At 68.6% G+C, this 15,425-nt stretch carries 6 protein-coding genes; 5 read left to right on the forward strand and 1 reads right to left on the reverse strand.

The window, feature by feature from the left end; translation table 11 throughout:
* Positions 1–275 precede the first annotated feature (275 nt).
* Positions 276–1,370 (reverse strand): Fic/DOC family N-terminal domain-containing protein, encoded by a 1,095-nt coding sequence (locus RT323_RS12955; protein WP_313409156.1) that lies wholly within the window; start codon positions 1,368–1,370, stop codon positions 276–278.
* 424 nt (positions 1,371–1,794) lie between these two features.
* Between RT323_RS12955 and RT323_RS12960 the strand changes: the two genes are divergently transcribed.
* The 5 genes from RT323_RS12960 (at position 1,795) to RT323_RS12980 (ending at position 15,389) form a co-directional block, all read left to right on the forward strand.
* Complete coding sequence (locus RT323_RS12960; protein ID WP_313409158.1) at positions 1,795–3,543, forward strand: ATP-binding protein; 1,749 nt, start codon at positions 1,795–1,797, stop codon at positions 3,541–3,543.
* A gap of 172 nt (positions 3,544–3,715) precedes the next feature.
* Positions 3,716–10,123, forward strand: coding sequence for a DEAD/DEAH box helicase (locus RT323_RS12965; RefSeq protein ID WP_313409160.1), 6,408 nt, complete (start codon positions 3,716–3,718; stop codon positions 10,121–10,123).
* A gap of 124 nt (positions 10,124–10,247) precedes the next feature.
* Positions 10,248–11,276, forward strand: a complete 1,029-nt coding sequence (locus RT323_RS12970; protein ID WP_313409162.1) for a Fic family protein — start codon at positions 10,248–10,250, stop codon at positions 11,274–11,276.
* Positions 11,277–11,293: 17 nt separating this feature from the next.
* Positions 11,294–13,651, forward strand: a complete 2,358-nt coding sequence (locus tag RT323_RS12975; RefSeq protein ID WP_313409164.1) for a 3'-5' exonuclease — start codon at positions 11,294–11,296, stop codon at positions 13,649–13,651.
* 175 nt (positions 13,652–13,826) lie between these two features.
* Entirely contained in the window at positions 13,827–15,389 is a 1,563-nt protein-coding gene (locus RT323_RS12980) for a hypothetical protein (RefSeq protein ID WP_313409166.1), read from the forward strand.
* Positions 15,390–15,425 lie beyond the last annotated feature (36 nt).

Here is a 15,425-nt window from a genome sequence, read left to right on the forward strand (position 1 = left end):
TCATGACAACGGAATTGCCGTCGCAGCGCGCGAGTGCCGGTCTCTTGTTGAAGTCGTGGAGCAACCTGCCTGCCCGGGGAAACGCTCCCACGTGCCGCCCGACGTCGGGATCTGAGGTGGCGGGGCGACTCATGGCTTCACTTGATGAAGTACGTGAGTTCACCGCGCTTCCGGTGGGTTCGGCCGATGGCGCGGTCCCCGGCATCGCCGCTGGACGGACACGCCTCTGAAGTGGGCGGTCGGCAAGGAATCAAAACCGGCGAGTTGAACCGACATCACTCAGGCAGGGGCGTCGTGAACAGTGCGCTGAGGAGTCGGGTGTTGACGAACACCACGGAGCGTCCGGCTCGTTCCTTCTGGATCAAGCCGGCGTCGGCGAGGTCGGTGAGCCATTTCGACGCGGTCTGACGTTGCGCGAGGGCGGCGTCGACCACATTCTCGATGCGAAGGTAGGGCTGCGTGAACAGCAGCCGGGTGATGTCGCCGGCGGGTAGTCGGGGGTTGACCGCACGGATGTCGGTCTCCATCGACGCCCGCATGTCGTCCGTCGAGTCCACCAGTTCCAAGGTCCAACGTGCGGTGGACTCGACACCCGCCAGCATGAAGAGGATCCAGGCCTCCCAGGCATCCTCGTGCGTGACGGCGTTGAGCTGCCTGTAGTACTCGTCCTTGTGCCGCATGATGTGGCCCGAGAGGTACAGGATCGGGAGGTCCAGTAGCCCCGTCTCGATGAGCAACAACAGGTTGAGGACGCGCCCGGTGCGGCCGTTCCCGTCGAAGAACGGATGAATCGCCTCGAACTGGTAGTGCGCCAACGCCATGACGACCAGCGGATCGAGACCGTGGTCGTCATGGACGAACCGCTCCCACGCCGACAGATGGTCCAGGATGACGTCCTTGCCCTCTGGCGGCGTGTAGATGCGCGCCTTGGTGACCGGGTTGCCGATGTAGGTCCCCGGAGTGTCCCGAATCCGAGCGGGCCGACCCTGAATGTGTGTACAGATCTCCGTTGCCAGAGTCGTGGTCACGGGCCGGGTTCCGAGAGCACGAAAGCCCGCGCTGAGCGCCTCGCGGTACCGCAGAGCCTCCTTCACTGGTGGTGTCAGGTCAGGGGCGGCGCCGTGAGCGGCGCGGAAGAGCTCGTCGTTGGTGGTGACGATGTTCTCGATCTCGCTCGACGCCTGGGCCTCCATCAACGGGATCACGTTGATGAGCATCGTGGGGTCCGGGAGGCGCTTGCAGGCACCGTCCAGGCGGGCCAGCGCACGGGAAGCCGCCACCGTCGCCTTCAGGACCGTCGGCGTCTCGACGTCGGACGACGGCGGCAGTGCCGGGAGGTCTTGGTGCGGGCGGTCCGAGTGCTCCCACATGTCGTCACCGTAGACAGGTTGCGATGACGTGTCGATATCCGGTCTAAATTTCGACACGTTTCATCGACCTGTCGATGGTGTCGACGCGGCAATCGTCCGCCGGCACATCGACGTGTTGGTGGCCGACGCGCCCGGTGTCGTCGCAGGCGAGAAGTCGAGGTGTTCGATGCCGATTCCTGATGACCAGACCCTGATGCGGCCGGTGGTGGTGGTGGCATGGGTGCGGTCCGGCCCCGTGGATGCGACCGCCGTGGCTCATCAGCGACTCAGTGGCGTGCGACCGAACGTGCTGCAGGTTGGGGCCCGGTGCGGACGCGTGGCGCCACGTCTTGCGGGCGGTCCCAAATTGTCCCCACACTGCCGAAAGCGACCGTGACCATAATTTAGCCGCCTCTAAATTATGGTCGACTGCTATCGTTCAGGTGTGAGGACAGTTTTCGGTGGCGACGAGGTGCACGATGCCGTCACGCGCGCCCTCGACGCCATCGCACGCGGTGACACCCCGCCGGAGCGGCGCGTCTATGACTTCAAGGAGGACGCGGGCCGACGGCAGCGCGACGGCTCTCTCGGCGCCGGCGAGCCACGCAGTGAGGTCGCCGCGGTTGCCCTGGCACCGGAGGTCGCATGCATGGCGAACACCCCTGGCGGTGGTTCGCTCATCGTCGGCATCTCGGACAGCGGCGAGCCGCAGGGCACCTCGCTCGACGCAGACTGGCTGCAGCTTCGCCTCTACCAGTTGCTGGACAGGCAGATCACCACGGTCGTCACGGAGCACGATGTCTGCGGCGCTCGTGTGCTCGTCGTCCGGAGCCCGGGAGCGGTCTCGCCCGTGCGCTGCAAGGGGCGAGTGCAGTGGCGCGTCGGTGATCAGTGTCAGGAGATCGACTCGGCCACCTGGCAACAACGCCGCGCCGAAGGATGGGGTTACGACTGGTCCGAGCAGGCAAGCGACGTGCCGGCCACGGCAGCCCGTCCGGCAGCGATCGCCATCGCGAGGACCTTCCTCAAGGAAGCGGGGGACGAGCGGACGCGTGACCTCGGCGACATCGATACCCCTGACCTGCTGCGACGGTTGGGAGCGGCCACCGTCGACGGCATGCTCACCAATGCCGGCGCCATCGCGTTCGCCGGCCGTACGACTCCTGCGCTGGACTACCTTCGCCGTCCGGCCGCCGGGGCCGACAGTGAGGAGCGCGTCAACCTCCCCCACAGCTCGCTGTTGGAGGAACTCGCAGCCGTCTTCACGACGGCCCGGGCCTACAACCCCGAGACCCACATCGAACGAGGTCTGGTCATCGGGCGGGTCCGCGCGCTCCCCGAACGCGCCCTCCGGGAGGCCATCGTCAACGGCGTCGCCCATCGCGAATGGACCGACCCAGGTGCCACCACGGTGGAGCACATCGGATCGACGTTGCGAGTGACCAGTCCAGGTGGCTTCTACGGCGGGGTCACGCCTGCCAACATCCTGACCCACCCGTCGAAATCTCGAAACGCCTCGCTCACTGCCTTGCTCGCGCTCCTCGGGATCGCGGAGCGACAGGGGATCGGCGTGGACCGCATGTACGGCGACATGCTCCGTCTCGGTCATCCCCTCCCGACGATCGAGGAGGCCGACGGCAACCGGGTGTTGGTGGTGCTGGCGGGAGATCGGCCGGATGAGGCCTGGATGGCCTGGTTGCGTGCGATCGGACCGGCAGCCGCCGACGACCTCCGGGTCCTGATGAGCCTTCACCGCCTGGTGCATCGCTGGTGGACCGACGCGACCGACCTTCAGCCGTATCTGCAGATCACTGGTCCAGAGGCTGAGCAGGTCATCGACCGGATGCGCCTGCTCCAGTTCGACGGCCGGTCGGTGGTCTTCCCCCTCGACGGCGTGCCCGCATCACGCGGGGTGGTCCTCGGCGTGACGGACCATGCGTGGGGAGCTTTGCAGGGGCTCGGGCAGGACGCTGGGCGGCCTCGCCCCGACCCTGATCGCGACGCCGTGGCCTCGTCCTACGCCGAGCACTTCGGCAGGATCAGCACCACCGAACTCGCTTCTATCGTCGGCGCCCACGCCACGAACGTCGGCGCAAATCTGCGCCGGCTCGAAGCAGAAGGCATGTTGGCGCCCTCGCGGGCCAACAGGAGGGGGCCGGGGTTCTATTACCGCTGGGTCGGCGGGGAGGCCTGACGGCCAGGGCCGAGCCCTGCCGATGAGTTGAGCCGCGGCACACCCTGCGCCTTCCTGATGCAGGTGTGGGCGTCACGTGAACGACGAAGCGAGCCAGGCGCGTCGCTACAGTGAAAATCCCACGTCGCCATGCCGATTGGCCCCGTGACGACCGACGACGGACAGGACTGACATGACCGCGCTGCTGCCCAGCCTGCAGGCCGAGCGTGTGCGGCGGTCGTTGGTCGACTACGTGTCCACGACGTTCGCGCTCGCCGACGCCGAACCCCGACGCGCCCTCGCCGAGTTCCTCGAACACCCCGAGAACGGGATCTTCAAAGGGCCGTATGTGCGGTTGCGGCTCCCGTTCCGACCTGCCGACGATTCCTGGCGCGAAGCCCTCGACTGGACCCCACCGTTCCCGCCGTACCGACACCAGGCAGAGGCGTACAAGCGCCTGACCAGCAAGAACCTCGGTCCTGACAAGCCGCGCCCGCTCCCGACGGTCGTCACCACTGGCACGGGATCCGGTAAGACCGAGGCGTTCCTCCACCCGATCCTCGACCACTGCATCCGCGCCCGCCGCAACGGGCAGACCGGGATGAAGGCACTCATCCTCTACCCGATGAACGCCCTCGCCGACGACCAGGCGCGGCGCCTCACTGCCCTCCTCACCGAAGACCCCGCGCTGGCCACCATCACCGCCGGCCTCTACACCGGCGACGCGCGGGCCGGGCAGCCCGGGCAGGGGCGCACCAAGGTGTCGCCGAAGGGGCTCATCACGCATCGCGCCGTGCTCCGCGACGACCCGCCGGACATCCTGCTGACCAACTACAAGATGCTCGACCAGCTCCTCCTGCGCCCCGAGGACCAGCTGTTGTGGGCCAAGAGTTGGGAGTCACTCACCTACCTCGTCCTCGACGAATTCCACACCTACGACGGCGCGCAGGGCACGGACGTCGCGATCCTCCTGCGGCGTCTCGGGATGGCGCTGCGCAGTCACGTCCCCGCCGACCACCTGACCCGAGACCTCTACGAGCAGCGCCCCCTCGGCAACCTCACACCCGTCGCCACCTCGGCGACCCTCGGCGACAGCGATGACCCGCGCGCCATGCTCGACTTCGCCGGCCAAGTCTTCGGAGAGCCCTTCGCCCCCGACGCCGCGATCACCGAACGACGCGTCGACATCGAGACCCTCACCGCCTCCGCGCGGGAGGCCGTCGGCGAGGACCACGAGCGCAAGCTCTCCTCCCTCCTCGCCGCCGACATCGCCGACGTTGCGACCATCGGCATCGACCACGCCGGCGACCAGAACCGACTGTTGGGCGAGATCGTGCGCGTCCTCTACAAGGCCGACGACACGGGGGCCGTGCCCGATGTCGACGACGCGACGCTGCTCCGATCCCACTCCGGCGTAAGAAAACTCGTCGAACTGGCCGCGGAGGCGACGCACGTCGACGACCTTGTGCGGGCGCTCTTCACCCCCGCGGCCGTGGCGGACATGGCCACCGCCCGCCGTGCGCTGGCGTCGATCCTGGCCGGCTTGAGCATCATCCGGCTCGGGAACCGGGACGCCGTGTCGGTCGACGTGACTCTGTGGTTGCGGGAGCTGACGCGGGTCGACCGGGTCGTCTCCTCCGAGCCCGGATTCCGTTGGACCGACGATGGCGTCGATGCCGGCGCCGACACCACCCCCGCCCTGCCCGCCGTGTTCTGCCGCGCCTGCGGACGCTCGGGCTGGGGAGTGACCCTGAAGTCCACCGGCCGCGATCTCGGCGACCGCGACCAGCACATTCGCGGCGACCACATGTCGAGGAACGGCCGCTTCCGCGCACTGCTCCACGCCCCCGGCGAGGCCGCCGCGGTCGCCGCAGCCGCGCAGGCCGGCGACGCCAACCCGCACCAGGCCGCGCCCCACCTGCGCTGGCTCCACCTGCAGCAGCGCACCATCCTCTGGAGCGCGCCCGCGGACGACGACGATGATCTGCTCGAAGGCCGCATCCTGCCCGTCGTCATGCTCGACGGCGAGAACCAGGACCTCGAAAAGCGCTCCCGCGACGACGAATGCCCCTCGTGCGGCAGAGGCGACCAGATCCGCTTTCTCGGCAGCGCCATCGCCACCCTGCTCTCGGTGAGCCTGTCGACCCTCTTCGGTGACCCCGACCTCGACGCCGCCGAGAAGCGCTCCCTCGTGTTCACCGACTCCGTGCAGGACGCCGCCCACCGCGCCGGTTTCGTCGACCACCGTTCCCACACGATGTCGCTGCGCACCGCTCTGCGCCGACCCCTCACCCAGCGCATGTCGCTGCCCGACTGGGTCGATGCCGCGATGCGCGCCGCCGAGGACGACCCCTTCGCCCGCTACCGCCTCGTCCCCGCCTCGCTCATCGCGCACCCCGACTTCGAGCCGTACTGGACCCAGCCCTACCCGCGCGTGTCGATGAAGTCTCGTACCGCGGTGCGTCGGCGGCTCGCGTTCGACGCCGCGCTCGAGGTCGGCCTGCAGACCGGTTACGGCCGCACGCTGGAGGCCACCGGATCGATCGGCGTCCACGTCAGCGCCGGCCGCGCCGCCGACCTCACCGCCCACGGCCGAGCCGCCCTCGGCGCCACCGACACCGTGATGCTCGACGAGGGCCGCGCCGTCGGCGACCAGGCCCTGCGCACCTGGGTGCGCGGGATCCTCGAACACATGCGTCGCGACGGCGCGATCGACCATCCGTGGCTGACCAGGTACCTCAAGGAGGACGGCAACCGTCACTGGATCTGGGGCGGACGCCGCCGCGACCAGGGCGCCCCCGCCTTTCCGCGCGGTCGCAGCGCGCATGCCTTCCCCGTCGCAGGCGGCACGCTCGACACGAAGACGAGCGCGTTCGTGCCGCTGACCTCCCCGCGGTCCTGGTATGCGCGCTGGGCCTCGAAATGCCTCGGCGTCCCGGCCGCTCATGGCGCCTCGCTGAGCAAGCACCTGTTCGCTCGCCTCGCCGAGCACGAGGTCCTGTCGGCCACGCCCACCGCATCCGGCGGCATCGCGTACGGCATCCCGCCCGAGCGCGTCATGGTCGGCCCCCTCAGCGACGCGGTCCTCCTCGAAGAGACGACGCTGCTCGTCTGCGACACCTGCCGATCCCCGCTGCCGGTGTCACCGATCGTCGGCCGCGAACTGCAGGACGGCCCCTGCCTGATGCTCGACTGCCGCGGGCACCTGCAGGACTCACCCCGCGAGACCGAGTCGTTCTACCGCGGCCTGTTCGCCGCCTCCGACATGCGCCGCGTCGACGCCCGCGAACACACGAGCCTGCTCGACGCCACCGAACGGCGCGAGATCGAGGCCGGATTCAAACGCTCCGAGCAGCGACCGGGCGACCCCAACGTCCTCGTCGCCACCCCGACTCTGGAGATGGGCATCGACATCGGCGACCTGTCGACGGTCATGCTGTCGTCCCTGCCCGATTCGCTCGCGAAGTACCAGCAGCGCGTCGGGCGCGGCGGGCGACTCACCGGATCGTCGCTGTCGCTCGCCTACGTCACCGGGCGTGGGGAGAACCTGCCGCGCCTCGGGGAGCCGACGTCGATGATCAACGGCGCCGTCCGGCCGCCCGCGACCTACCTCGACGCCGAAGAGATCCTGCAGCGGCAGTTCATCGCCTCGGTCATCGACCGGATGGTGCGGCAGGGGTACGCATCGGTCCCTCGGACGGCGGGAGAGGTCCTCGCATCGGCCGATCCGGGAACGCTGTTGGGCGACGTCATCCTGCGGATTCGCGAGGACGGGCGCCGGCTGCTGGAGGAGTTCGTCGCCGCGTTCGCCGACCCGCAGACGCCCGGGCTCGCTGCTCTGGAAGAGTGGGTCCTCGGCACCGGCGAGGCAGCAGAGGATGGCGATCCGCGCAGCGCCGAAGCGACGATCGTCCGCGCCGTCGGTGAGCACACCCGCGAGCTCGAAGACCTGCGGCGTCGACGCCAGGAGGTCGAGGAGTCGATCCCGCCGCTGCGCGAACAGGCCGAACGACCGGCCGCGACCGACGAGGACAAGCGTGCGCTGCGGTCCGCCATCGCCGGGTCGCGCCTGATCCGCCAGGTCATCGCCGACCTCACCATCGAGGAATCGTGGATCGGCGGGCTCGAACTGCGCGGCCTGCTGCCCAACTACTCGCTCATGGACGACTCGGTGCAGCTCGACGCGCAAGTCTCGTGGATCGACCCCGACACGCAGCAGTTCGACTTCGAGCCGCTGCTCATCGACCGCGGATCCTCCCGCGCGCTCACCGAACTCGCGCCTGGGGCGTACTTCTACGCGCGCCGGTTCGAGATGCGGGTCGACGGTGTCGAGCTGGGGCAGGACAACGCCGACGTCCAGACGCACATCGCCTGCGACACCTGCGGATTCGTCGCCGTCCTGGCATCGCCGGGTGACGCCGGACCACGCATCTGCCCGCGCTGCGGAAGCGCCGGGATCGCCGAGACGGGCCAGCGGTTCGACGCCGCGAAACTCGTGCGGGTCTTCTCCGACATCCGGCGCGACGACGCCCTCATCGGGGACAACAGCGACGAGCGACGCCGGACGCGGTTCGAGATCGTGCTTTCTCCCGACTTCGACCCGGCGCGACGCGTCGGGCAGTGGTCCGTGGAATCGGTGGGGCTCGGCGTTGCGCACTACCGGCGGATGACCGTGCGGTGGTTCAACGTCGGCCGCGAGGTGCCGAGCCCGCACACGGTGCAGATGGCCGGGCGGGACGTCACCGCGCACGGGTTCCTCATCTGTGAGGCGTGCGGCAAGCTCGACAGCGGATCCGGCGCCAACGACCCGCGCGAGCATCGCGCCTGGTGTCGCCACCGCAGGGCGACCGACGAGCATTCGCGATCTCTGGCGCTGTCCCGCGAACTCGCCACGCAGGGCGTGGCGATCAGTCTGCCTCCCGCGATCGTCGACGACATGCACAGCGTGCACAGCCTGTCCGCGGCGCTGCAGCTCGGCCTCCGCGAGGTCATGGGCGGCGCACCCGATCACCTGCGGGTCGAGATCGCGCCCCACCCCGTCGACGACGCGCATGGCGAGGTCCGGCAGGCCCTGTTCCTTCACGACACCGTTCCCGGCGGCACCGGCTACCTCACCGAACTCTCGACCCCCGAACGACTCTGGCCGATCCTCACCCGAGCTGCGCAGGTGCTCGAGACCTGCCCCTGCGCAGAGGAGGGCCGCGGCAGCTGTCACCGGTGCCTGGCACCGTTCGGTCGCGAGGTCTACCGCATCGACGCGCTCCGGGCGCTGCGATCGCTGCTCGGCGTCGAGGGGGACCGGCCCGTCGGCGACCTCGACCCCGAGGCGCCCGAATGGGCCGTCACCCAGACGGCTCTCACGCCCGAGACCGGCGAGTCGCGCCTGGAACAGCAGTTCCGCCGGCGCTTCACCGAGCGTTTGGCCGGGTCGGCGCAGGTGACGTCGAATCCCACCGCGCACGGCCCGGCGCTGACCATCACCGGGCTCGGCGAGCGCGTGTGGTTCCTCCAGTCGCAGGTCGACATCGAGGGTGCGCGGCCCGACTTCGTCCTCTCCACGGCCGGTGTGCCCAAGGTCGTGATCTTCGCCGACGGCCATGCCTTTCACGCGACGCCCGCGATCAACCGGCTGGCCGATGATGCGATCAAGCGGGAGAGGCTGCGCGCCCACGGGTACCGTGTTCTCGCCGTGACGGCGTCGGACCTCGACGACCCCGCCGCACCCGACTGGCTCAACCCCGTACTGCTGCAGATGCTCATGGGGCAGGCGAGCGGACAGGCGGGCTCGGGGATCTCCCGATCGGCCATCCAGGAGCACGAGGGCGGTGTGATGACGCTGATCGACGGGCTCCTTCGCGATCCGGAGAGCACACCGCGGACACGGCTGTCCGATGCGCTCGCGCTGCTCCTCGGCGCGCAGCAGGAACGGAACACCGTGGGCCAGGCCGGTGCCGACGTCGATCTGCCGGTCGCGGCTGCGGAACATCTCCTCGCGGGTGCCGTGCCGGACAACGGTGGGATGAACGTGGTGTTCCACCGCCGCGGACACCTGCTCTTCGCGGCCCGGATGTCGGCAGCATCGGTCGTCGAGGTCGCGCTCATCCTCGACGATCGCGACGAGGCCGTCGCCGACCCCGATCATCGCGACTCGTGGCGGGAGTGGTTGCGCCTGTCCAACGTGCTCGCGTTCTCGACGATCCCGCACACGATCACGACCCTGCAGGCCATCCCCGCTGCGCCGACGATCGATCTGTTCACCGTGCCGACGATCGCCCCTCTCGCGCCGGATCTCACCTCCGACCTCCCCGGTGGTTGGGCCGATGTCGACCTCGACCCCGAGTTCACATCACCCGTGGTCGTCGCCCTGGCTCGTCTCCTCGCCGAAGCGGGTGTGCCGCCGGCCGAATCCGGCGCCGAGGTCGAGACGGGCTCGGTCGTCGATCTGTCCTGGCCGCAACGGCGAATCGCTGTCGTGCTCGATGACATGCCTCTTGCCGAGATCGACGAGATGACGGCGGCCGGATGGGTCGTGCATCGCGCGGATGGTGAGACCGACAGGCTTGTGGCCGGCATCGTGTCGTCGATGGCCGAGGATGGGTGACCCGGTTCGCGACATGCACTTGATGAGATCAATTGAGTGGACCGGCACCTCATCAACTCCCCTGTGAACGGGTAACTTGATGAGATCATTTAGGTGTACCCAAGCCTCATCGAGTGGAGCCCTCATGTCGCGTGGTCGTCCCAGCCGTGCCACGGTCTACGCACGCCTCGACGCGCAGCTGGACGAGCTGAACACGCGCCTGGGCGGCCTTCCCACACCGAAGGAATCGGAGTACGTGTGGGCGGACATCTGGCACCTCGAAGCCCACCATTCCACGCCGATCGAGGGCAACACCCTCGTTCTTCGTGAGGTCGAAGCTCTTCTCGACCAAGGGCGAGCGGTCGGCTCCAAACCTCTCGCCGAGTACATGGAGGTCAAGGGATACAGCGAGGCTGCCGCCTGGGTCTACAGCCAAGCCCACCCGGAGAGTGGCAGGGGGCGGGCCGCTCCTCACCATGCAGGAGATCCGACACATCCATCACCTCGCCATGACACCGGTGTGGAGTGTGGCGCCCCACCCCAGGCCACGGCCGACGAGGCACCGGGGAGCTTTCGCCGGCACGACATCGCGCCGTTCTCCGGAGGTATGAAACCGCCGCCCTGGCCGCAGGTGGATGCCGACCTCGCCACGTGGGTCCACGACGTGGTGGCGCTCGGCGGTGAGCTGGAGGACTCGGTGTTCGAGGGGCGGCTGCCCAAGGCGCTCGCTCGTGCCCACGTCGCGTTCGAGCACATTCACCCCTTCCTCGATGGCAACGGCCGCGCGGGGAGGCTGGCCCTCAACCTGGTGCTCGTCCGCTTGGGGTATCCGCCGGTGATCATTCTCAAGGCCCAGCGAGCGAGCTATCTCGCTGCCATGCAGACGGCAGACCGCGGCGAGTACGGGCCGCTGGCCGAGATGCTGGCCCGCGCCATGATCGACAACCTCAACCGGTTCATCCTCCCGAACCTCGCCGGGCCCGCGCGGTTCGTTCCCCTACCGGCCCTCGTCGACGCCGACGTCACCCTGGTGGCCCTTCGCCAGGCGGCCGCCCGGGGGCGGCTGAACGCTATCCGTGGCACGGATGGGCGTGGCAGAGCACGCGCAAAGCAGTCGACGAATACAAGGAATCACGTCAACATGCGGGGCGCCGCGGGGACGCCGTCGTCGTGAAGCGGGAGGAGTGAGGAATGCCCACCCTCATCTGGAGCAAGGTCAAGGACGGCCTGGACGCTTCCATGAAGAAGAAGGCCTACGCCTTCTTCGAGAAGCTGCAGGAGAGCGACGAGCTCCCGGGCCTCCACATCGAACCCATCGTCGGCAGCGTCGACGCGCGCGTGCGGACCGGGCGGGTCGACGACAACTTCCGGTGTGTCCTGTTCAAGCTGACCACCGCCGACGAGCCCTTCTACGTCATTCACGGTGTGTGGAAGCACGACGTCGCCAACCGGATCGCCGAGCAGGTCCGCCTCTCGATGAACCCCATCAACGGGGTGCCCGAGGTCGAGCGCGTGCTCGGGGAGATCAAGACCGAGGCGCGCACCGTAGCGCCGCGCGTCGATGTCGCGCCCGTCGTGACGAGCCCACCGACCACGGATGAGGCAGCCCCGATCGCCGAGGCCGAGGTCTCGAAGGTCGAAGCGGCACAGGCGCATGTCGGAGTTGCAGCGGCACAGATGCAGGTCGCGGCCTCACAGGCTCCCCGATGGCCGGTCGGACTGACAGCGGACGTCCTGCACGAGGACCTCGGCATCGACCTGGACCTGGCTCGCGCCGCTCTCGCTGCGGTGACCGAGGACGAGCTCGTCGACGATGTGATCGGCACCGCGCGTGTCGAGTGGCAGGGCGACGCCCTACTGGAACTCGCAACCGGCAGCAGTGTCGCCGACGTGCGTGCGGCCTTTCACCTCGACGAGGCGGCCGCCCAGACCGCCGCCGAGGTCGACGAGGACACCCGAATCGTCGAGACGATCAAGAACCACCCGGCCGCCAAGGCGTCGTTCCACATCGTCGACGGCGAGGACGAGCTGCGCCGCATCATCGAGGCCGGTGACCTCGGCGCGTGGCGGCTGTTCCTCCACCCCGAGCAGCGGCGGTACGTGGAGGGTGCTCGCAGGGGTGCCTTCCGGTTGTCGGGCGGTGCGGGAACCGGCAAGACCGTGGTTGCCATTCACCGGGCCCGCCACCTGGCGCAGGAGAACCCGAACGCCCGGATTCTTCTGACCACCTTCACCCGCAACCTGGCCGACGATCTGGCCGGTGGCGTGCGACGCCTCGACGACACGATCCAACTGCGGTCGAAGCTCGATCAGCCGGGGATCTACGTCAGGGGCATCGACCAGGTGGCGTGGGCCGTGGTCCAACGCGCCGGGGATGACATCGCCGACGCCGTGGCACAGGTGCTCGGCGATGCTCGGAACGACGTGCTCGGAGTGACTCCTCCCGGGGTTTGGCAGGAGGCCATCGCCGACGCCGGCGGTGATCTGCCCGCAGCTCTCGCAACCCAGGCGTTCGTCGAGGCCGAGTATCAGCAGGTGGTGCTGCCCCACGGGATCACCAGCGCGAACGCGTACGTCCGCGTGCGGCGTGCCGGGCGCGGCGTTGCCCTGGATCGGGCCAAGCGCGTGGCCGTGTGGCGGGTCATCGAGGCCTACCGGGCGAAGGCGCGCGCGGCGGGGACGACGGACTACATCGAAAAGGCCGCCATCGCAGCGGCATGGCTCGACCTGCGGGGGGTGCGTCTGTTCGAGCACGTCATCGTCGACGAGGCGCAGGACCTGACGATGCCGCACCTGCGCCTCCTGCGGGCGCTCGCCGCCGGGGGACCGAACGACCTGTTCATCTGCGAAGACTCCCACCAGCGGATCTACGGCCAGAAGGTCGTCCTGTCGCATGCAGGGATCAACGTGCGGGGGCGCGCGCGCCGGCTGACGTTGAACTACCGCACCACTCAGCAGAACCTCGGCTGGGCCATCGGCATCCTGGCCGGCGCCGAGTGGAGCGACCTCGAAGGCGAGGGGGAGGAACACGCGTACCACTCGGCTCGATCCGGCCCTCGGCCGATGCTCGTGCCGACCGCGACCTTCGGTGAGGAGCTGGACAAGGCCGCGACGATCATCCGCGGGTGGTTGCCGGAGAGGGACAAGGGCGCTCGGGAGAACGTCGCCGAAGGCCGCGCCGCAGCGCCGGAGGACATCGCGATCCTCGTCCGCGACCAGTACAAGCGTCAGAACCTCGTCGCCGCCCTCGCCGAGCGCGGCCTGAACGTGCGCTCGGTCGACCGTGAGGCGCCGCGGCCGGGAATGCCGCTGGTCCTGACGATGCACCGCGCCAAGGGACTCGAGTTCTCCCACGTCCTGCTGTTCGGAGTGGCCGAAGGATCGGTGCCTCGGGCCCTCAAGGACTACGAGTCCAGCGAGGCCGACCTCGCCGACGCCATGCTGCGCGAGCGAGCGCTCGTGTACGTCGCGGCCACCCGGGCGCGGGATGTCCTCGCCGTCACGTGGTCGGGGGAGAGGTCGCGCTTGTTGGGTGACGGGGGACGGTGAGAACGGTTCCGGCCGTTGCGGACTGGGATTTCAGCTCGATGCTCGGCACGACGGCCGACATTTCTCAAGAAGTTCCCTCAACGGTCGTAAGGGACTGGAGGCGCCTGCTACCTGTGGCGAATTGTAGACGGCCTCTGACACCCGCAGGCTCGGCACCCGAAGGAAGGTCGCACCCATGAGTGAACTCGAGCTTCCAGCACCAGAAGGGCCTCAGGTGGTTCTCGTCGAGCTGGAGCCGGGGTTCGCCTGTCTGTTCGGCGATGCCCCCGACGGGGTCGACATCGTCGACGGCCCGTTGATCCCGGATCGAGTCGTGTCGGACATCGCCTCGGTTGCGTTGACCGCGGCGGCCGGAGTCAACGTGGCCGCGCAGACAGCAGGAACTCTGGGGGCATTCCTAGGGCTCGTCCAACTCACGCCAGAAACCCTGGAAATGCTGAAAACGCTCACGCCGCTTCAATCGGGGGGCGTCAATGCGGGCGCGCTCGTCAATTCGAGCCACCATTTCGCGGGCACCGTGAAATGGGTGCCGAGCAAGCTTGCCGGGGCGGGGGCAGGAGCCGCCGCCCTTGGCCCGGCTGTTGCTCTCATGGCGGTTCAGCTCGAACTGGCCAAGATCACCTCGCTGGTCCAGAAGAACATCCACCTCACCGACGACCTGCTGCAGACGCTGCGCACAGAGCGCTGGGCCGAAGTCACCGGTCTGTTGGAGTCGATGCAGAAATCCATCGCCGAGGCCCGTCACATCGGTGCCGTCAGCGACCCCATCTGGCAGAACGTGGCGGGGCACGAAGCGACACTCGACAAGGTTCGAGCGGAGTTCACTGCAAAGGTGTCTGGGCACCTGGCGGCCATCGAAGGGGCGCGCACGCATCAGGACCGGTCGGAGTACCTCAAGCATCACGGCGACGCCATCGTGCGTGATGCTCAGGCGCTCATCCGCGGTCAATCCGCCTGGTTCACCTATCAGGCGATACGGGCGGGTCACCTCTACCAACGGTCGGAGACCGATCCCACGGCGGGTGCCCTTCTGGAGAAGGTCGTGGCCGATGCCCGCTGCGTTCATGATCGCGACCTGGAGTCGGCCGGAGTCCTGCTGCGACAGCTGAATCGGCATTTCGCCGTGTTGGGGGAACTGCCGCCGGGGCGCATGCCTCTCCCCTTCGGCAAGAACCGACGAGCGCCGTCCGAAGTGCGGCACGCAGCTCGCGTGTTGAGTGAACAGCTCATGATTCTCGGACGACCCGTGGATATGGATGAGCCACGGGTCCCCAGCCCTCTGATCGCGCTTGCCGAGGGCGACTTTCCCGAGAGCCTGCTCCGAACCCTCCGCTGGCATCTCGACCCAGGTGAGGCCCTCGTCGCCCTGGCTGACGTCAGGGGACAGGGCTGGCCGGTCAAGGAAGCCACGTACGTCGCGGTGACGGATGCGCGCCTCCTCGTCGCGGACAAGGACGAGCTTCTAGGGCGTGGTGAGGTCGCCATGACCTTCCCCCTCGAGGACATTCGCTACGTCAGGTTCGCTCCGCCGCCCACCGAGGGAGAGAAGGGACGGTCCCGTTTGCATGTCGTGACACCGCAGGTCGATATCCACGTGACCTTCGACCAGTGGGCCTCGGAGGCAGAACACCGTGATGACGTCTCGCGATTGGCACAGCTGCTCCGCAGTCACATGAACCTGCCGGAGGCGGAGGTGCCCGTGTCGCCGCTCGACACGGCTGGGACTGCTGCAGCTTGAGGTGGCATCGGTAGTTTCAGGCGGCGGTAGCCGCCT

This window comes from Aeromicrobium sp. (genome assembly GCF_032084975.1).
Lineage (GTDB): Bacteria > Actinomycetota > Actinomycetes > Propionibacteriales > Nocardioidaceae > Aeromicrobium.